Origin of the sequence: Sphingomonas sp. HMP6, assembly GCF_013374095.1 — a bacterium.
Taxonomy (GTDB): Bacteria; Pseudomonadota; Alphaproteobacteria; order Sphingomonadales; family Sphingomonadaceae; genus Sphingomonas.
This window is the reverse complement of sequence record NZ_AP022672.1, coordinates 1932135-1951459: the sequence shown is the minus strand read 5'-3', so window position 1 is coordinate 1951459 and position 19325 is coordinate 1932135. Positions and strand designations below refer to the sequence as shown.

The 19325-nt window shown below is 66.0% G+C and carries 17 protein-coding genes; 3 read left to right on the top strand and 14 right to left on the bottom strand.

Translation table 11 applies throughout. From position 1 onward, the window contains the following. Position 1 precedes the first annotated feature (1 nt). Entirely contained in the window at positions 2–2545 is a 2544-nt protein-coding gene (hrpB, locus tag HMP06_RS09660; protein ID WP_176496901.1) for an ATP-dependent helicase HrpB, read from the bottom strand. Between the two features lie 112 nt (positions 2546–2657). On the opposite strand from hrpB, the gene HMP06_RS09655 reads away from it, so the two are divergent. After that, positions 2658–3614, top strand: a complete 957-nt coding sequence (locus tag HMP06_RS09655; RefSeq protein WP_176496900.1) for a cation diffusion facilitator family transporter — start codon at positions 2658–2660, stop codon at positions 3612–3614. 139 nt (positions 3615–3753) lie between these two features. On the opposite strand, the gene HMP06_RS09650 is transcribed toward HMP06_RS09655, so the two are convergent. Further along, entirely contained in the window at positions 3754–4782 is a 1029-nt protein-coding gene (locus HMP06_RS09650) for a polyprenyl synthetase family protein (RefSeq protein ID WP_176496899.1), read from the bottom strand. A gap of 116 nt (positions 4783–4898) precedes the next feature. Here HMP06_RS09650 and HMP06_RS09645 point away from each other — a divergent pair, with 116 nt between their 5' ends. Continuing rightward, positions 4899–5183: a chorismate mutase gene (locus tag HMP06_RS09645; protein ID WP_232089583.1), complete on the top strand. Its 285-nt coding sequence runs from the start codon at positions 4899–4901 to the stop codon at positions 5181–5183. A gap of 15 nt (positions 5184–5198) precedes the next feature. Here HMP06_RS09645 and HMP06_RS09640 read toward each other — a convergent pair whose 3' ends face one another. The 9 genes from HMP06_RS09640 to HMP06_RS09600 form a co-directional block, all read right to left on the bottom strand. After that, positions 5199–6815, bottom strand: coding sequence for an ATP-binding protein (locus tag HMP06_RS09640; RefSeq protein WP_176496897.1), 1617 nt, complete (start codon positions 6813–6815; stop codon positions 5199–5201). A 176-nt stretch (positions 6816–6991) separates the two neighbouring features. Then, positions 6992–9373, bottom strand: a complete 2382-nt coding sequence (pnp, locus tag HMP06_RS09635) for a polyribonucleotide nucleotidyltransferase (protein ID WP_176496896.1) — start codon at positions 9371–9373, stop codon at positions 6992–6994. A gap of 162 nt (positions 9374–9535) precedes the next feature. After that, complete coding sequence (gene rpsO / locus HMP06_RS09630; protein ID WP_176496895.1) at positions 9536–9805, bottom strand: 30S ribosomal protein S15; 270 nt, start codon at positions 9803–9805, stop codon at positions 9536–9538. 20 nt (positions 9806–9825) lie between these two features. After that, the gene (truB, locus tag HMP06_RS09625) at positions 9826–10809 is read right to left on the bottom strand and encodes a tRNA pseudouridine(55) synthase TruB (RefSeq protein WP_176496894.1); all 984 of its coding nucleotides are present in this window, start codon (positions 10807–10809) and stop codon (positions 9826–9828) included. Then, positions 10806–11504, bottom strand: a complete 699-nt coding sequence (locus tag HMP06_RS09620; RefSeq protein WP_176496893.1) for a site-2 protease family protein — start codon at positions 11502–11504, stop codon at positions 10806–10808. Before HMP06_RS09620 ends, truB begins: the two co-directional genes overlap by 4 nt. Before the next feature lie 14 nt (positions 11505–11518). Continuing rightward, a complete protein-coding gene (locus HMP06_RS09615) occupies positions 11519–12115 on the bottom strand; it encodes a thymidine kinase (protein WP_176496892.1) in 597 nt (198 codons plus the stop codon). A 50-nt stretch (positions 12116–12165) separates the two neighbouring features. Continuing rightward, the gene (rbfA, locus tag HMP06_RS09610) at positions 12166–12558 is read right to left on the bottom strand and encodes a 30S ribosome-binding factor RbfA (RefSeq protein WP_176496891.1); all 393 of its coding nucleotides are present in this window, start codon (positions 12556–12558) and stop codon (positions 12166–12168) included. 124 nt (positions 12559–12682) lie between these two features. Further along, the gene (infB, locus tag HMP06_RS09605; RefSeq protein WP_176496890.1) at positions 12683–15448 is read right to left on the bottom strand and encodes a translation initiation factor IF-2; all 2766 of its coding nucleotides are present in this window, start codon (positions 15446–15448) and stop codon (positions 12683–12685) included. Next, positions 15445–16173 (bottom strand): DUF448 domain-containing protein, encoded by a 729-nt coding sequence (locus tag HMP06_RS09600; protein ID WP_176496889.1) that lies wholly within the window; start codon positions 16171–16173, stop codon positions 15445–15447. Before HMP06_RS09600 ends, infB begins: the two co-directional genes overlap by 4 nt. Positions 16174–16301: 128 nt before the next feature. On the opposite strand from HMP06_RS09600, the gene HMP06_RS09595 reads away from it, so the two are divergent. Further along, positions 16302–16610 (top strand): GIY-YIG nuclease family protein, encoded by a 309-nt coding sequence (locus HMP06_RS09595; RefSeq protein WP_232089957.1) that lies wholly within the window; start codon positions 16302–16304, stop codon positions 16608–16610. Positions 16611–16740: 130 nt separating this feature from the next. Here the strand turns inward: HMP06_RS09595 and HMP06_RS09590 are convergent, their stop codons facing one another. From HMP06_RS09590 to rimP, 3 genes are read right to left on the bottom strand one after another with little or no spacing between them, the layout of a single operon-like run. Further along, positions 16741–16971 (bottom strand): tautomerase family protein, encoded by a 231-nt coding sequence (locus HMP06_RS09590; protein WP_176496887.1) that lies wholly within the window; start codon positions 16969–16971, stop codon positions 16741–16743. Then, positions 16971–18596, bottom strand: a complete 1626-nt coding sequence (nusA, locus tag HMP06_RS09585; RefSeq protein ID WP_176496886.1) for a transcription termination factor NusA — start codon at positions 18594–18596, stop codon at positions 16971–16973. Before nusA ends, HMP06_RS09590 begins: the two co-directional genes overlap by 1 nt. Next, a complete protein-coding gene (rimP, locus tag HMP06_RS09580; RefSeq protein WP_176496885.1) occupies positions 18596–19171 on the bottom strand; it encodes a ribosome maturation protein RimP in 576 nt (191 codons plus the stop codon). Before rimP ends, nusA begins: the two co-directional genes overlap by 1 nt. Between the last annotated feature and the right edge of the window lie 154 nt (positions 19172–19325).

Below are 19325 nucleotides of genomic sequence, written 5' to 3'. Positions count from 1 at the left end.
CTTATCGTGCTTTTCCGGCCCGCGCATCCGCGTTTTTCGTGCGCAACGTCGCGGATGCGGAAGCGGGGTCATCGGGCCAGGGGTGGCGCGGATAGCGACCGCGCATCTCGCGTGCGACATCGGCCCAACTCCCCGCCCAGAACCCTGGCAAATCGCGCGTCGTCTGGATCGGGCGACCGCCCGGCGAGGTCAGGCTGAGCACCAGCGGTACGCGACCGCCCGCGATCGTCGGATGCGTGGCAAGCCCGAACAGCGTCTGCGGGCGAAGCTCGACACGCGGGCCACCCTCGGCGGCGTAGTCGATTGCGTGGGCGGAGCCTGCGGGGCTGGTGAAATGCGTCGGCGCGAGGCGGTCGATCGTGCGCAGCGCGTCCCAATCGATCAGGCCGCGCAAGGCGTCGGTCAGCGCACCCGAGTCGATCGCGTCGAGGCGGCGCACGCGGGTGAGCAGCGGCGAGAGCCATTCGTCGGCGCGGGCCAGCAGCGCCGCGTCGTCGAGCGCGAGATCGGCCCCGCCATGCCCGGCAGCGAAGGTGGCGCGGTGGCGCAGCGCGAGCGCGGCGTCGCTCCACGGCAGCCGGGCGAGGCCGTGCGTGCGGACTCCTTCCAGCAAGGCCGCCGCAATCGCCTCTGCGTCGGCGTTCGCGTCCGGCCCGCTCGACAGGCGCAGCGCTCCCAGGCGGCGTTCGCGCAGCGCCTGCACACCACCGGTGGCCGGATCGAAGTTCACCGTGCGGTGCGTGGCGATCCGGTCGCCGAACAGCGCCTCGATCGTGGCGAGGTCGATCGCGGCGGCGGAGAGGATGCGCGCGCCCGATGCCATGCCCTGCGTTTCGGCGACGGCCAGCCATTCCTCGCGCGCCAGGCTGGAGGTGGCGTCGAGCTTGAACCCGCGCCCGCCGACCGAGGCCCAGGTCTCGCCCGATGCGTCCCGACGCCGCGCGATGCGATCGGGGAAGGCGAGGGCGATGGCAGTGCCTTCTGCTCCCCCTCCCGCGCGCGGGAGGGGGCCGGGGGGTGGGCTCGCGCTATCCGCTAGCGACACGCGCGTTGAGGTCGGGCGCCCACCCCCAGCCCCTCCCGCAGGCGGGAGGGGAGAAAGGGACGCCCACCTTTTCGCCAGTTTCCGCCCGGCCTCCGCGCGCTGTCCGCGTTCGCCGCGCCATCTGCGACGGCGCGTTTCCAGATCCACGTCATTCCCGCCAAGGCCACGCTCGCCAAGCAGCACCGCGACCTCGGCTGCCACCGCCCCAAGCCCAAGCTCCCCGCTCCGCACCAGCATATGCCCGAGCCGGGGCGCGAGCGGCAGCCGCGCGATCGCGCGGCCGTGCGGCGTCGGGCGGCCGTCGGCGTCGAGCGCCTCCAGCGCCATCAACCGCGCGCGCGCTTCCTGCACCGCCGCCTCGGTCGGGGGATCGAGCCAGCGTAGCGCACGCGGATCGGCGACGCCCCAGATCGCGCAATCGAGCGTGAGCGCCGACAGATCCGCCTCAAGGATTTCGGGCGGGTCGAAGCGCGGCAGCCCCGCCGTCGCGGCTTCCTCCCACAGACGGTACGCGACGCCCGGCATCTGCCGCGCGGCGCGGCCGGCGCGTTGCGTGACGGCGGCCTGGCTCGCGCGTTCGGTGACGAGCCGCGTCATCCCCGCTGCACGGTCGTACCGCGGGCGGCGCGCGAGGCCAGAATCGACCACCACGGAGATGCCGTCGAGCGTCAGGCTGGTCTCGGCGATGCTCGTCGCGAGCACGATGTTGCGGCGGCCCTCGCGGTCTGGCGCGATCGCCGCGCGCTGTGCGGCGGGGTCGAGGCTACCGTGAAGCCGGTGGAGCACGATGCCGTCGCCAAGCCCGTCCAACCGCTCGGCGGTGCGCTCGATCTCGGCCACACCCGGCAGGAAAGCGAGGATACCGCCCGCTTCGTCGCGCAAGGCGAGGCGGATCGCGGCGGCGACCGAATCCTCGATCCTTGCCTCGGCGGCGCGGCCGATGTGGCGCAGCGTCAGCGGGTGCATCCGCCCAGCGCTCTCCACAACGGGCGCGTCCCCCATCAAACCGGAGAAGCGCGCGCCGTCCAGCGTCGCCGACATCGCCAGCAGTCGCAGATCGGGCCGCAGCCCGCCTTGGGCATCGAGCGCGAGCGCGAGGCCGAAATCGCTGTCGAGGCTGCGTTCATGGACCTCGTCGAACAGCACCGCCGATACGCCGTTTAGTTCGGGGTCAGCCTGAATCCGCGCGACAAAAATGCCCTCGGTCACCACCGTCACGCGCGTTGCCGCCGATCGCTTCGAATCCATCCGCGTCGCATAGCCGAAGGTCTGGCCGACGCTTTCGCCCGCATTGGCCGCCATCCGTTCGGCGGCGGCACGCGCGGCGAGGCGGCGCGGGGAAAGTAACAGGATCTCGCCGCTGCACCACGCCTCGCCCAGCAAAGCGGGCGCGACCGCCGTCGTCTTGCCAGCACCCGGCGGCGCGACCAGCACGGCGTTCGATCGCGCGCGCAGTGACGCGAGCAGAGCGGGCAGGACGGCGAGGATCGGCAGCGTCACGGCCGTACGCGGCGCAGATCGGGGTTTGCTGACGCATTTGTCATGTGCTGCGTCCTAGTATCTCACCGGGGGGTGATGCTAGCGTCTTGGTACAGCAACGAAAGCAAGCGCATTGGCCGGACACAGCCACAGTCACCACGGGCATGATCATGGCCACGGGCAAGGGCATAGCCATGGAAACGGGCATAGCCACGCGCCGCCCGCCGGGCATGACCGCGCCTTTGCGATCGGCATCGGGCTCAACGTCGCGTTCATCGGGGTGGAGGTGGTGTTCGGGCTGATCGCGGGGTCGGTCGCGTTGCTCGCCGATGCCGGGCATAATCTATCCGACGTGCTGGGTCTGTGCGCGGCCTGGGCGGCGATTGCGCTGGGCAAGCGCGCGGCGTCGAAGCGTTTTACCTATGGCCTGAAGGGCTCGACAATCCTCGCCGCCTTGCTCAACGCGCTCCTCCTGCTGGTGGCGCTCGGCGCGATCGTGCTCGAGGCGGTGCAGCGGCTCGCCAATCCCGCGCCGATCGACGGGCCGACGGTCGCCTGGGTCGCGGCGGCGGGGATCGTGGTCAACGGCGCGACGGCGCTGCTGTTCATGCGCGACCGCAAGAACGACCTCAACATCCGCGGTGCCTATCTCCACATGCTGAGCGACGCGATGGTCTCGGCCGGCGTCGTCGTGTCGGGGCTGGCGATCTGGTGGAGTGGCGCGGTGTGGATCGATCCGCTGGTCAGCATCGCGATCGCCGTGCTGATCTTCCTGCAAACTTGGGGCTTGCTCAAGGAATCGACCGAAATGGCGCTGGCGGCGGTGCCGCGCGGGATCGATTCGGACAAGGTCTGGAGCGAACTCCGCACGCTCCCCGGCGTGGCGCGGGTGCATCACGTCCATATCTGGCCGATGAGCACGACCGAAACGGTGCTGACCGCGCATCTGGTGATGCCGGGCGGGCACCCGGGCGACGCGTTTCTGGACGATGCGCGGGCAATGCTGAAGGATCGCTTCGGCATTGGGCACGCGACGTTGCAGGTGGAATTGGCGGGTGGGGAGATCACCGCCGCGAAGGTGGGGTGTTAGGGACTCGTTCGCTCAGGATGGCGTAACCACCCCCGTTCGCCCTGAGCTTGTCGAAGGGCTGCGCGCACCAAATACTGTACTGCTTCTGGCGCGAGGGGCTTCGACAGGCTCAGCCCGAACGGAAGAGAAATAGGACGCGCTAGTAAGCCCGCGCCACCGCGAATTCGACCGCTTCGACCATCGTTTCCTTGGCCTTGCTGTTGGCGAAGATGCCGAGCGCATCGATCGCGCGCTGGCCGTAATGGCGCGCGCGGGCGAGCGTATCATCCACCGCGCGGGTCGAGCGGACGAGCTCGATCGCATGCGCGAAATCCGCGTCGCTGTTGCGGTGGCCTTCGATCGCCGCCTTCCAGAAGGTGCGATCCTCGGCCGAGCCGCGCGCATACGCCAGGATCACCGGCAGCGTTGCTTTGCCTTCGCGGAAATCGTCGCCCGCATCCTTGCCCATCGTACCGGCATCGGAGACGAAATCGATCGCATCATCCACCAATTGGAACGCAATGCCGAGGTTGCGGCCGTACGCGTCAAGCGCGAGCTCCTCCGCCTCGGGCCGTTCCGCCACGACTGCCGCTACGCGGCAGGCGGCGGCGAACAAGGCAGCGGTCTTCGCGCCGATAATGTCGAGATAGCGTTCCTCTGGCGTGTCGACCCGGCGCGCGGCGGTAAGCTGATTGACCTCGCCCTCGGCGATGATCGCGCTCGCGCCCGACAGGATGCCGAGCACCTTTAGCGAACCGTCCTCGACCATCAGCTCGAATGAGCGGCTGAACAGGAAATCGCCGACCAGCACGCTGGCCGGGTTGCCCCAGATCAGATTGGCGGTGCGTTTTCCCCGGCGCAGGTCCGATCCATCGACGACGTCGTCGTGGAGCAGCGTCGCGGTGTGGATGAATTCGACCGCTGCGGCGAGGCGGTGATGGCGCGTGCCCATATAGCCCAGCAGCCGCGCGCTCGCGAGCGTGAGCATCGGTCGCATCCGCTTGCCGCCGCCCGCGATGAGATGACCGGCGAGTTCGGGGATCAGCGGGATCTGCGATTGCATCCGCGACAGGATCACCGCGTTGACCATGTTCATGTCGCCCGCGACCAGCGAAACCATCGGATCGAGCGAGGCGGCGGGGCGACCCGGTTCACGGTTCGGGTCGAGGCGGTGGATGGTAGCGGTCATCGTGCCCGCGATGTGGCGTTGCCGCTGCGCAAAGGCAAGTGTTTCCCGGCTTGCGCGGGCGCGCGCGGGCACGCAAAAGGGCTTTCCCGTGCGATATTCGGGATATGGGGGGCGCGGTGACCGACGAAACGCTGAACGGATACCGTCAGAGCATCGACAATATCGATGCCGCCTTGGTGTGCATGCTGGCCGAACGCTTCAAGGTGACGCAGGCGGTGGGGCGCTACAAGGCCGTTGCCGGGCTGCCGCCGGCCGATCCGGGGCGCGAGGAAGCGCAGATCACGCGGCTGCGCGGCCTTGCGCGCGACGCCAATCTGGACCCGGATTTCAGCGAGAAATTCCTGCGCTTCATTATCGATGAAGTGATCCGGCATCACGAACGGGTACGCTCGGCGCCCTGATCGCTCTCGCGGGCGCTACCGCGCGGCGATCTGGCGCAATCCGGCGGCTACAAGATCGTGCATCGAAAACGGTTTGCGAATCACCGACACGCGGTCACCCAGCACTTCGTCGAGCGCCGCGCTGTCGGCATAGCCGGTCATAAAGACGATCGGGGGATAGCCCGCCGTCTTGCGCATTTCGGCGGCGACTTCGGCCCCGCTCATCACCGGCATCGCGAAGTCGAGAAAGACGATGTCGGGCAATATCTCCGCGAATTCGGCCAGCGCGCTCGGTCCGTCGGGGCAGGCGACGCACGCAAACCCCATGCTTTCGAGCGATTCGACCACGAAGCCGCGGACATCATCGTCATCGTCGATGACCAGTGCGCGCAGTCCGCGCCCGGCGGTGGGATCATGCGGCCTATCGCGCGATTCCACCGGGCTTTCGGCGCAGTCGCTCGGCGCGTCGCTGCTGCACGGCAATAGCACGGTGATCGTCGTGCCGCGGCCGACGGCGGAGCGGATGTCGAGCGTACCGCCCGATTGCCGCGCCACGCCGAACGCCATGCTGAGCCCAAGCCCGGTGCCCGATCCGACGCCCTTGGTCGTGAAAAACGGCTCCAGCGCGCGGGCGCGGATTTCTTCGGGCATCCCGCTGCCGGTATCGGTCAACGACAGTTCGACATAGGCACCGGGGGCGAGACCGTCATGGTCGCCAACGTCGACCGGGCGTGTCGCGATCAGGAGGTAGCCGCCCTCCGGCATGGCGTCGCGGGCATTGATCGCGAGATTGAGGATGACGAGTTCAAGCTGGGTGCGATCGCCCCTGACCGTGCAGATGCTCGGGTCGAGATCGACATCGCATTCGACTTGCGCGCCGACGCTGGTGCGCAGCAGTTCCTGCATCCCGTGGATCAGGTCGTTCATGTCGACCGGCTCGATCGACAAGCGTTGCACGCGCGAAAAAGCAAGGAGTTGGCCGGCGAGCTTGGTGCCGCGGACCACGCCCTTGCGCGCATTGGCGGCCCAGCGTTGGACTTGGTCGATCTTGTCGGGTTTGCGCTCGATCAGCTCGACATTGCCCGAAATTGCCTGGAGCAGATTGTTGAAATCATGCGCGATGCCGCCGGTCAACTGACCAACCGCGTCGATCTTTTGCGCTTGGATCAGGGCAGCTTCGGCGCGTTCGCGCTGCGCGATTTCGGCCTTCAATTGCGCCAGCGCCTGGTCGCGCTCGTCGATCCGCTGCGACAAAGCGGCGTTTGCCATCTGCAATTGCGACGGGGAGGGAATCGCCAGCGCTTGGGGAATTAGCCGCCACAACAGGATCGCGGTCGGGACCGAGGCGAGCGCGGTGATCGCCTTGACGACCGCCTCCAGCCCGTAATCGCCGTGCCACAAATTCCACACGCCCAGCACGTGCGATGTGCCGCATGCCAAGATGAAGATGGCGAACAGCCAGATCATGCCGCCAAATTCGACATCACGCCGTGCGCGGACGAAGTGGATCAGCGCGACGGGAATAGAGAAATATGCCGCCGCGATCAAACTGTCGGAGATGACGTGCGTCCAGACCAGCTCGGGCCGCCATAACAGGCAATAGCCGTGTGGCTGATAGCGCTCCGAAACGAACTGCGCGATCCAATCAAACATAGCAATCTCGACCTCTTGGAGCGCTTGAGTCCACCCTAATTGGAATCTGCGCAATCTGGCGACGTGGTTTGCCGCGCTATCGCGGGGTTGCCAATAAGCGAGATCAATCGCGCAAGAAAAAGGGGCCCGCGTTGCCGCGAGCCCCTCATCCTCTCCCGAAACTTTCGTTCGGTGTTTTAGTCGCGATCACCCGTCAGGAAAGCGGGGGCGAATTCGGGCGCTGGGCCGTCATCGTTGCCACCGGCTGCACGCTCGGGACGCGGAGCGCGCTCGCCGCCGCCATCGCGACGGGGTCCACGGCCACCGTCGCCATCACGGCGCGGACCACGGTCACCACCGCCGCCACCGCGCGGACCGCGATCGCCGCCGCCGGGACCACGGCCACCATCGCCATCACGACGCGGACCGCGATCCGGACGGTCACCGCGTGGACGCTCTTCGCGCGCCGGGCGGGTGTCTTCCAGCTCGGCACCAGTCTCCTGATCGACAACGCGCATCGACAGGCGAACCTTCCCGCGCGGGTCGATCTCGAGGACCTTGACCTTGACTTCCTGGCCTTCGCTCAGGACGTCCGAGACCTTTTCGACGCGCTCGTTCTTGATTTCGGACACGTGGACGAGACCGTCCTTGCCACCCATGAAGTTCACGAATGCCCCGAAATCGACGAGGTTGACGACCTTGCCGTCATAGACCTTGCCGACTTCGGCTTCCTCGACGATGCCCTTGATCCACTTGATCGCGGCTTCGATCTGCGACGTGTCGGACGACGACACCTTGATCACGCCCTCATCGTCGATGTCGACCTTGGCGCCGGTCGTCGCGACGATTTCGCGGATGACCTTGCCGCCGGTGCCGATGACGTCACGGATCTTGGTCTTGTCGATCGTGAAGGTCTCGATGCGCGGTGCGTGTGCCGAGAGTTCCTCACGCGTGTGGTCGAGCGCACGGGCCATTTCACCCAGGATGTGCGCGCGGCCTTCCTTGGCCTGCGCCAAAGCAACCCGCATGATCTCGTCGGTGATGCCGGCGATCTTGATGTCCATCTGCATCGTGGTGATGCCCTCGGACGTGCCAGCGACCTTGAAATCCATGTCGCCGAGATGATCTTCGTCGCCGAGGATATCGCTCAGAACCGCGAAATCCTTACCTTCGAGGATCAGGCCCATCGCAATGCCCGATACCGGACGCTTTAGCGGAACGCCTGCGTCCATCATCGACAGCGAACCGCCGCACACGGTCGCCATCGACGACGAGCCGTTGCTCTCGGTGATGTCCGACAGAACGCGGATCGTGTAGGGGAACTCATCCTTCGACGGCAGCACCGGGTGCAGCGCGCGCCAGGCGAGCTTGCCATGGCCGACTTCACGACGGCCCGGCGCACCGAAGCGACCGACTTCACCGACCGAATAGGGCGGGAAGTTATAGTGCAGCATGAAGTTTTCGTAGGACAGGCCGGTCAGGCCGTCGATCATCTGTTCGGCGTCCTTGGTGCCGAGCGTGGTCGTGCAGATCGCCTGCGTTTCACCGCGGGTGAACAGCGCCGAACCGTGCGCGCGCGGCAGGAAGTGCACCATCGCCTCGATCGGGCGGATCTGCGTGGTGGTACGACCGTCGATGCGCTGGCCGTCCTTCAGGATCGCGCCGCGAACGATTTCGGCTTCGAGCTTCTTGACGAGCTTGCTGGCGGCCATCTGGTCCTGCGGCGCGGCGTCGGCGAACGCTGCCTTCGCCTTGGCGCGGGCTTCGTTGAGCAGACCCGAACGTGCCGACTTGTCGGTCACCTTATAGGCGGCGGCAATGTCCTTGCCGATCAGCTTCTTGAGCTTGTCCTTGGCGGTCGAGAGATCGGCCTGAGCGGCCATTTCCCACGGCTCCTTGGCGGCCTGCTCGGCCAGATCGATGACGAGATTGCAGACTTCGCGGCACGCCTTGTGCGCGAACTGGACGGCACCGAGCATGACCTCTTCCGAAAGCTCCTTGGCTTCCGATTCGACCATCATCACGGCATCGCCGGTCGCGGCGACGACGAGATCGAGCTCGCCCGCCTTGATCTGCTCGACCGTCGGGTTGAGGATGTATTCGCCGTCGATATAGCCGACGCGTGCCGCGCCGATCGGGCCCATGAAGGGAACGCCCGAGATGGTGAGGGCAGCGGAAGCTGCGACCATCGCCAGCATGTCGGGCTCATTCTCGCCGTCATAGCTGAGCACTTGGCAAATCACGTTGATTTCGTTGTAGAAACCTTCGGGGAACAGCGGGCGGATCGGGCGATCGATCAAGCGGCTGGTCAGCGTTTCCTTTTCGGTCGCGCCGCGCTCACGCTTGAAGAAGCCACCGGGGATGCGGCCGGCTGCCGAATATTTTTCCTGATAATGCACGGTCAGCGGGAAGAAGTCCTGGCCTTCCTTCACGCTCTTGGCGGCGGTCACGGCGCAAAGCACCACGGTCTCGCCCAAAGTCGCCATCACGGCGCCGTCAGCCTGGCGCGCAACGCGGCCGGTCTCGAGGGTCAGGGTCTTGCCACCCCATTGGGTGGTTACGGTCTTGGTATCGAACATTGCATTTCCTTCAACGCCGCCGGCCAGATGCCGACGGGGCCTATGTGCGGACTAAGCCGGTCCGCGCGGTGTGAAGCCCTTCGTGGCTTCCTTGGCCAGACTGCCGAATTGCAGGCTGGCAAAAGGGGAATATGAAAACGGCGCCACAAGGGCGCCGTTTGGTTACTTACGAAGCCCGAGCTTCGCGATGAGGGCGGTGTATCGCGCGCCATCCTTGTGGCGGAGATAGTCGAGCAGCGAACGCCGCTTGTTGACCATCATCAGCAGACCGCGGCGCGAGTGATTGTCCTTCTTGTGGCCCTTGAAGTGCTCGGTCAGGTTGCGAATGCGCTCGGTGAGGATCGCGACCTGGACTTCGGGGCTGCCGGTGTCGCCTTCGACGCGGCCATGTTCCTTGACGAGCGCGTTCTTGCGCTCCGTGGTGATCGTCATGTGTTTTCCTTCGACATCAGCTACAGATTGAAACCGCGAACGACGCGGACCTCGCGGTCCTGAACCTCCACCAAAGCGACCGGCACATCGTCCGAAGTCGCGAAGTATTGGCCGTCATTGGCAGCGATCCCGATCAACACCCGCCCCTGTCGGAGCAGCCCTGCCTGATCGGGGGAGAGGGGTAGAGCCGGGATGTCGTCCAGCCCCGCCCTCAACGGCAGGAGTTTATCTTCAAGCGTGCGCGCCTTACCCAATTCGGCCAGTTTGTCCAGCGATATCGCGTGCGACAGGTCGAACGGACCGGCCTTGGTGCGGCGCAGATAGGTGACATGCCCGACCGTGCCGAGCGCAATCGCGATGTCGCGCGCGAGGCTGCGGATATAGGTGCCCTTGGAGACATGCGCGGTGAGGGTGATCGACTCCACGTCGTCACCCCGGACTTGTTCCGGGGTCCACGCTTCAGCTTCGGGTGTCGCCTCTTTTTGCGCGGTGGACCCCGGAACAGGTCCGGGGTGACGAACAGAGAGGCGGTGCACCGTCACCCCCCGGCTCGCCAGCACCACGTCCTCACCCGCCCGCGCCAGATCATACGCCCGCGCGCCATCCACCTTGAGCGCAGAATACGCCGGCGGCACCTGTTCGATCGGCCCGGTAAAGCGCGCCAGCACCGCCTCCACCTGCGCCAGCGTCGGTCGCACAGCGCTCTCGGCAATCACCTTGCCCTCAAGATCGAGCGTATCGGTCTGCACCCCGAAGGTGATCGTAAAATCATAGACCTTGTCGCTGTCGAGCATCCGCCCGGCGAGCTTGGTCGCCTCGCCCAGCGCGATCGGCAGCACGCCGGTCGCCAGCGGATCGAGCGTGCCGCCATGCCCGACCTTGATCCCGCGCTTGCTCACGTCGAACCCGGCATCCCGCAGCGCGCGCTTGACCGCCGACACGCCCTGCGTCGACCCCAAGCCCAGCGGCTTGTCGAGAATCAGCCAGCCATGCACCCCGCTCACAATCCCGTGAGCTGCGCGATGCCGAGGAAGAATTCGAACGCCGCATTGGCAATCGGCCCGATCAAGCGGCGGACGATGTCGAGTTTGGGGCTGAGCATCGGCAGCACGAACAACAGGATCAGCAGCAGCGGAAAGCCGAAGCGCGCGAGCTTCGCGTATTGGATCGCGGCGGCGCGCGGCAGCAGACCCTGGACGACGTGCCCGCCGTCGAACGGCGGCAGCGGGATCAGGTTGAAAATGCCGAGGAACACATTGACCTGCACGAAGCTGACGAGCGACAGGAACAGGAAACCCGACACGGTGTAGAGCGCGCGCACCGGCGGCACAGCGCCCGAAAAGACCGCCGCCAGCAGCAGCGCCGCGAGCGTCGCCAGCACGAAATTCGTCCCCGGCCCGGCCAGCGCGACGAAAATCATGTCGCGGCGCGGGTTGTGCAGGTTGCGATAGTCGACCGGCACGGGCTTGGCCCAGCCGAAAATCGGCGCGTGTGCGATCGCCAGCACCATCGGCAGCACGACCGTGCCGATCGGATCGACATGCCGGATCGGGTTGAGCGTCAGCCGCCCCATCCGCTCGGCGGTGTGATCGCCGAACATCCGCGCGACATAGCCGTGCGCGACTTCGTGGAAGACGATCGCGATCACGAGGGGAATGAGCCACACCGCGATGGTGTAGGGCAGGGGGAGGTCAGTCATGGGTTCCGTTCGCTTTAGCTGGCTGCAGGTCCAAGCAGGGGCGCCAGCTTCTCGCTGAAATGGCGACGGCACAGCGCAATGTACAGGTCGTTGCCGCCAATCTCGGTCTGCGCCCCCGCCGCGACGGCGCGGCCTTGGGCATCGACGCGCAAATTCATCGTCGCCTTGCGCCCGCATTCGCAGACCGATTTGATCTCGATCAGCGAATCCGCAATCGCCAGCAACCGCGCCGACCCTTCGAACAAGGCGCCGAGGAAATCGGTGCGCAGCCCGTAAGCGAGGACGGGGATGCCGTGCACATCGGCAAGTGTGGCGAGCTGATCGACCTGCGCGCCGGTGAGGAACTGCGCTTCATCGACCAGCACGCAGGCGGGCGCATCCGTGCCACTGGCAAGCACCGCCGCCGCCAGATCGGTCGCATGGTCGAACGCCAGCGCCGGCGTATCGAGCCCGATCCGCGACGTGATCGTCCCCGCCGCAAAGCGGTCATCGATCGCCGCGGTGAACAACACCGTCCGCATCCCGCGCTCGCGATAATTGAAATCGGCTTGCAGCAGGTTGGTCGATTTGCCTGCGTTCATCGAGGCATAATAGAAATAGAGCTTGGCCATCAGTTCATCCAGTGAGCTATGCCCCGGGCGCGAGGATGAAGGTGTCGAGCTCAGTCCTCACCCAAATCCTGCGCCACATGCGGCGCGCGCAGCAGCGTGTCGATATGGCTGCCTTCGTCGAAGCTCTCGTCCGCCAGGAACTTGAGCTTGGCGGCATATTTCATATGCACCCGCGCCGCGACTTCGCGCTGCAGGTACGCGGTGTTGGTGCGCAGCGCCTTGAGCACCGCTTCCTCGTCGCGGCCGAGCAGCGGCTTCATGAAAACGGTCGCATGGCGCAGATCGGGCGACATGCGGACCTCGGTAATCGTCACCGGATGCTTGGCCAGCGTCTCGTCATGCACATCGCCGCGCGCGAGGATGTCGCTGATCACATGCCGCATCTGCTCGCCAACGCGGAGCAGGCGAACAGCGCGGATTTCGGGTGTTTCGTTTGGGCGCATCTTGATTCCTCCCCTCCCGCTTGCGGGAGGGGCCGGGGGTGGGCGCCCGGCCTAAACGTGGTGCCACGTGGATAGCGGGAGCCCACCCCCCGGCCCCCTCCCGCAAGCGGGAAGGGGGTGAAGATTACAGCGTCCGTTCGCGCAGTTCGACTTCGAACGTCTCGAGGAAGTCGCCCGGCTTGATGTCGACGAAGTTCGACGTGAAGGTGACCCCGCACTCCAGACCGGCGCGCACTTCCGACACATCGTCCTTGAAGCGGCGCAGCGAGGCGATCTCGCCCTGGTAGATGATGACATCCGCCCGGGTAATACGCGCCTTGAGTGCTTTCCGAATATTCCCTTCGGTGACGAGCAGACCGGCTGCCTTGCCATGCTTGCCGGCTGAGAAGACATCGCGGATCTCGGCGCGGCCGACGACCGTTTCGAACGCTTCCGGGCCAAGCTCGCCCGCCATGCCGGCGCGGATTTCGTCGGTCAGCGTGTAGATCACGTCATAATATTTGAACGCAACCTTGTGCCGCTCGGCAATCTCGCGCGCCTTGGCGTTCGGGCGGACGTTGAAGCCGATGATCGGCGCGCCCGAGGCCCCCGCGAGCGTCACATCGCTCTCGGTAATGCCACCGACGCCCGAATGCAGCACGCGTGCCTTGATCAGATCGGTCGAGATCTTGTTGATCGCATTCACGATCGCCTCGACCGAACCTTGCGTATCGGCCTTGACCACCAAAGGATATTCGATCGCCTGCTTTTCCTTGAGCGCACTGAACATGCTCTCAAGGCTCGCCGGGCCACCGGCGGTGCGCTTGCTGGTCATCACGCCCTGGCGATATTCCGCCACTTCGCGCGCACGTGCTTCGTTCTCGACGACCGACAACGGGTCGCCCGCACGCGGCACGCCCGACAGGCCGAGCACTTCGACCGGCATCGAAGGGCCGGCTTCCTTGATCTGCTGGCCCTTGTCGTTGGTCATCGCGCGGACCTTGCCGCTTTCGCCACCAACCACGAAGATGTCGCCGACCCGCAGCGTGCCGCGGTTCACCAGCACGGTCGCGACCGGGCCGCGGCCCTTGTCGAGCTTGGCCTCGATCACGGTGCCCTCGGCGGAGCGATCGGGATTGGCCTTCAGTTCGAGCAATTCGGCCTGAAGCTGGATCTTCTCGATCAGCTCGTCGAGCCCGGTCTTCTTGAGCGCCGAGACTTCGACGTCCTGGACGTCGCCCGACATTTCCTCGACCACGACTTCATACTGCAGCAGCGCCTCGCGGACTTTCTGCGGGTTGGCGTCATGCTTGTCGACCTTGTTGATCGCGACGATCATCGGCACGCCGGCGGCGCGGGTGTGGTTGATCGCCTCCACCGTCTGCGGCTTGATCGCGTCGTCGGCGGCAACCACCAGTACGACGATGTCGGTCACATTGGCACCGCGCTGGCGCATTTCGGTAAAGGCTTCGTGTCCGGGCGTGTCGAGGAAGGTGATCTTCGACTTGTCCTTCAACGTCACCTGATACGCGCCGATATGCTGGGTGATGCCACCGGCTTCCCCGCGCACGACATCGGTGCCGCGCAGCGCGTCGAGCAAGCTCGTCTTGCCGTGATCGACATGGCCCATGATCGTAACGACGGGCGGACGCGGAACGGCCTTATCATCCACATCTTCGTGCGTGTCGTTGGTCAGATCGACGTCCGAATCGCTGACGCGGACGATGTTGTGACCGAATTCGGTGACGAGCAGCTCGGCCGTGTCCTGGTCGATCGTCTGCGTCATCGTGACGGGCATGCCCATCTTGAACAGCGTCTTGACCAGGTCGGCACCCTTTTCCGCCATGCGGTTGGCGAGTTCCTGGACGGTGATCGCTTCGGGAACGACCACGTCGCGGACCTGCTTGGCCTGCACTTCGCGCGGGCCGCCCATCCGGCGGTTTTCCTTCTCGCGCGCACGCTTCAGTGCGGCGAGGCTGCGGGCACGGGCACCGTCGCCATCGTTGAGCGCGCGGTTGACGGTCAGCTTGCCGCCGCGCCGCTCGTCACCCTTGCGGTCACGCTGACCGGGGCGGGAGGGCGATTCGGTCGTGGCGGGAGCCGCAACGCCGATCGCCGGGCGCTTGGCTGCGCCTGCACCGGCGGGCGTGCTCGTCGCCGCGCTCGGCTCCGGCGCCGCGGGCGGCGGGGCAGGGCGGGGACGCTCGGGACGTGGCACGGGCGAAAACATGCGCGGCGCGGGCAGCGACGGATCAAGCCCCAGCGTGCGGATCGGTTGGGGTGCGGCGGGCGCAGCAGGTGCCGCAACGACTGGCGTCGCGACAACTGGCGCTGCAACGGCTGGCGCTGCGACGGGTGCCGGGGCCGTGGCCGGGGCGGCTTCGGCAGCCGGGGCTGCGGGCGCTTCGGCGACGACTGGCGCGGCTACCGGTTCCGGTGCGGGCTGCGGCGCAGGATCGGGCGCAGCGGCGCTGTCGGGCGCATCACCCGCGCGGCGATTTTCCTCGGCGCGGCGACGCTCTTCTTCTTGCGCTTCGAGCCGGTCACGCTCTTCGCGGCGACGCGTTTCCTCGAGCGCGTTCATGCGCGATTCCTCGGCTTCGCGCAGCAGCTTGGTCTGCAGTTCCTGGCGGGACAGCAGCGAATTGCCGGGCGAGACGGGCGCGGGTGCCGGCGGCGGTGCCGGGCGCGGAGCCTCGGCGACGGGCGCGGGGGCAGGGGCCGCTTCCACCGCGGGCGCTTCGGCCGGACCACCGGGGCCGAGGATACGGCGGCGCTTCACTTCGACCACGACGGTGTTCGACCGCCCGTGGCTGAAGCTCTGCTTGACCTTGCCGGTCTCGACCGTGCGCTTCAGCCCAAGCGGCTGACGCATCCCGAGTTTCGGCTTTTCGTTGTCGGTGTCGCTCACTCAAGTTCCTCGCATGTGTCGTCGTCCGCGACAGAGTTGCCAGCTCCGGTCGGGATATTTTGAAGCGCCGATGCGCCCTGCGAAACGGATTCGCAAGGCTCAAGGGCGGGATGGGATCCGATGAAATGCAGCCAGCGCGTCAGGGATTCCCTCACGCGCCGCGCCGCATCGCGCTCTGTCAGGCCGATATGTACCACATTCTGCCGACCCAGTGCCACGGCCAATATGGTGCGGGGCACCGGCAGTGCCAAGCCCCTGAGGTCGCTACCCTCTTCATCGTTGCCGACGCGCCACGCCTGGTCGAGCTTGCGGTTGCCGTCGGTGCCCGCGTCTGCCGCGTGCAGCAACAGATGCAGCTTGCCCGAGCGCGCCGCCGCTTCGATCTTTTCGGCACCGGTCAGCAGATTGCCGGTGCGCGCCTCCAGCCCAAGCCGGTCGAGCACCGCGCGTTCCAGCGCGGCGGCGATCATCGCGGGCAGATCGTCCGGAATCGCGATCGGCCCGGTCTTGAACGCACGCGCAAGCGCTGCCTTCAGCTTGCCCTTGGCGATTGCGGTTTCGAGCTCGGCGCGGGTGACGCCGATCCACGCGCCACGGCCGGGGGCCTTGGCACGCACGTCAGGGAACACCGCGCCATCGGGCGACAGCGCCAGCCGAATCAGCGACTCACGCGGCGCGCGCTCGCCCAGCAGGATGCAACGGCGGATGGGGTCGGGCGCGTTCATGCGATCGCCCCATGACAGACGGTCACCCCGGCCTTGTGCCGGGGTCCACGGTGCCGCACATTCCGCTGCCGACGATCAAGCCGCACAGTGGACCCCGGCACAAGGCCGGGGTGACGGGAGTTGGAAAAGTGCGAGAACGACAACCGTGCGTTTACATTCTGGCCAGCGGCTTCAATGGCACGCTGTATGTTGGCGTCACGTCGAATCTGATTGGACGAATTCTCCAGCACAGGGACGGGGCGTTCGATAGCTTCACCAAACGGCACAGCATCACGCGCCTTGTCTGGTACGAGATGGCGGACACGATGGACGCCGCCATCGCTGCGGAGAAGCGCATTAAAAAATGGCATCGCGATTGGAAGAAGAATTTGATCGAACGCGACAACCCGCACTGGGAGGATTTGGCTGTAGCCTTGGGCCTCCCACCGCTTAGCTAAACCCCGACCGTCACCCCGGGCTTGTCCCGGGGTCCACGGTGCAACACGCCCCTCGGTACGCCGAATATGCGGCCCGGTGGCCCCCGGGACAAGCCCGGGGTGACGGTCGTTCTGGGTAAACGCTAGCGTGTCATTGCGAGGATTCCGCATGAGCGTCCTCCTGTAACTTGGGCGCATCCCGATCGACGATCAGCACCCCACCCGCGCCGTAATTTTCCGTCGACACTTCCTCGATCACGATCTGCACCGCAGCCGGGTTCTTTCCCAGCCGCGCGACGAGCGACTGGGTGACGTCCGCCACGATCCCGGACTTCTGGTCCTTCGTGGCGGTGCCGGAGATGCGGATCGAGACGAACGGCATCAGGCTTCGGTTTCCTCGGCTGCTGCTGCGGCGGGCTCATCCTCGAACCAGTGCGCACGCGCGGCCATGATGATCTCATTGCCCTGCGCTTCGGTCAGGCTGTACTCGCCGAGCACGCCGCCCTTGTCCTCGGGGCGCTTGTTCTGCTCGGCACCCTCGGCGCGGCGGCGCTGTTCCTGGCGCTTCTTCTGGATCAGCTCGTCGGTCGCCAGATCGGCGAGATCGTCGAGCGTCTTGATCCCGGCCTTGCCGAGCGTGACCAGCATCGCTTCGTTGAGGTGCGGCAGTTCGGCCAGCGCATCCTCGACGCCCATGCCGCGGCGTTCCTCGCGGTTGGCGGCTTCGCGGCGTTCGAGCGCCTCGGCGGCGCGGCTCTGCAGCTCGGCGGCGAGATCGTCATCGAAACCTTCGATCGAGGCGATTTCGTCGACCTCGACATACGCGACTTCCTCGAGCGCGCCAAAGCCCTCGGCGACCAGCAACTGTGCCAGCGTCTCATCGACGTCGAGCTCGGTCTGGAACATCTCGGTGCGCTCGGCGAATTCCTTCTGGCGCTTCTCGGAGGCGTCCTGCTCGGTGAGGATGTCGATCGCCTTGCCGGTGAGCTGCGATGCCAAACGCACGTTCTGGCCGCGACGACCGATCGCGAGGCTGAGCTGATCGTCGGGAACGACGACTTCGATGCGATCCTCTTCCTCGTCGATCACGACGCGCGATACCGAGGCCGGCTGCAGCGCGTTGACGACGAAGGTCGCGGTGTCGGGCGACCAGGGGATGATGTCGATCTTCTCGCCCTGCATTTCCTGCACGACCGCCTGCACGCGGCTGCCCTTCATGCCGACGCACGCGCCGACCGGGTCGATCGACGAATCATGGCTGATCACGCCGATCTTGGCGCGCGAACCCGGGTCGCGGGCAGCGGCCTTAATCTCGATGATGCCGTCGTAAATCTCGGGCACTTCCTGCGCGAACAGCTTCTTCATGAAATCGGGGTGCGCGCGGCTGAGGAAAATCTGCGGCCCACGGTTCTCGCGGCGCACATTGAGGATCAGCGAGCGGATGCGGTCGTTGACGCGCACCACTTCGCGCGGGATCTGCTGGTCGCGACGGATCACGCCCTCGGCGCGGCCGAGATCGACGACGACGTGACCGAATTCGACACGCTTCACCACGCCGGTGATGATCTCACCCATGCGGTCCTTGAATTCTTCATGCTGGCGCTCGCGCTCGGCGTCGCGGACCTTCTGGAAGATGACTTGCTTGGCGGCCTGCGCGGCGATGCGGCCGAATTCGATCGGGGGCAGCGGATCGACGATATAGTCGCCGATCACCGCGCCCGGCTGCAGCTTCTGCGATTCCTTGAGGTTCACTTGCTTGAAATAATCGTCGACCGCCTCGACCACTTCGACGACGCGCCACAAGCGCAGATCGCCGGTGGTGGGGTCGAGCTTGGCACGAATGTCGTTCTCGGCGCCGTAGCGGGCCTTGGCGGCGCGCTGGATCGCGTCCTCCATCGCCTCGATCACGATCGCTTTGTCGATCATCTTTTCGGTGGCAACGGCATTCGCGATCGCGATCAGCTCGGCGCGGTTGGCGGTAACGCCGGAAGTTGCTGGGACGGCCATCACTTCATTTCCTCTTCAGCGGCACTTATCGCCGGTTCGTCTTCAATTTCTTCGTCCTCAACGCCGTCCATCGACAACGGACGCGTCGCGGCGATCAGCGCGTTGGTCAGCACCAATTTGGCGTTCCCGACTTGCGCGAACGGCACTTCCATCTCGCCCTTGGTCGCGACGTAGATCGTGATCGTGTCGCCCTCGACGCCCTTGAGCAGGCCGGTCAGCACCTTGCGCCCATCCATCGGTGCGGCAAGCACGATGCGGGCTTCATGGCCGTCCCAGTCGGCAAAATCCTTGAGCCGCGTCAGCGGGCGGTCGATCCCTGGCGAAGACACTTCGAGGCGATATTCCTCAGGTATCGGATCGCGGCCCTCGGCCTCCAGCGCATCGAGCACGTCCGAGATGCGGCGCGACAGCGCGGCGCAATCGTCGATCGTCAGCTGCCGCGTGTCGGGCCGCTCGGCCATCACTTGCAGCGTCAAATCGCCCTTGCCGCCGAACAGCTTCACGCGCACCAGATCGAAGCCCAATGCTTCGGCTTCGGGTGCGATGAGCGCGGTCAGATCGGGCGTCTGTTGCAAGCACTGGTCCCAGGCAATGGTCTGCGTCGCCGGAACCGGGTGGCTCCAGCCTCTTCACCGTAACGATGTAGAGAGTGAGGGCGATATAGGCCGCTCGCGGGCGGCTGGCAACCATGCAATATCATGGCGCGTTGGGCGCACTGATGCCTGTCCA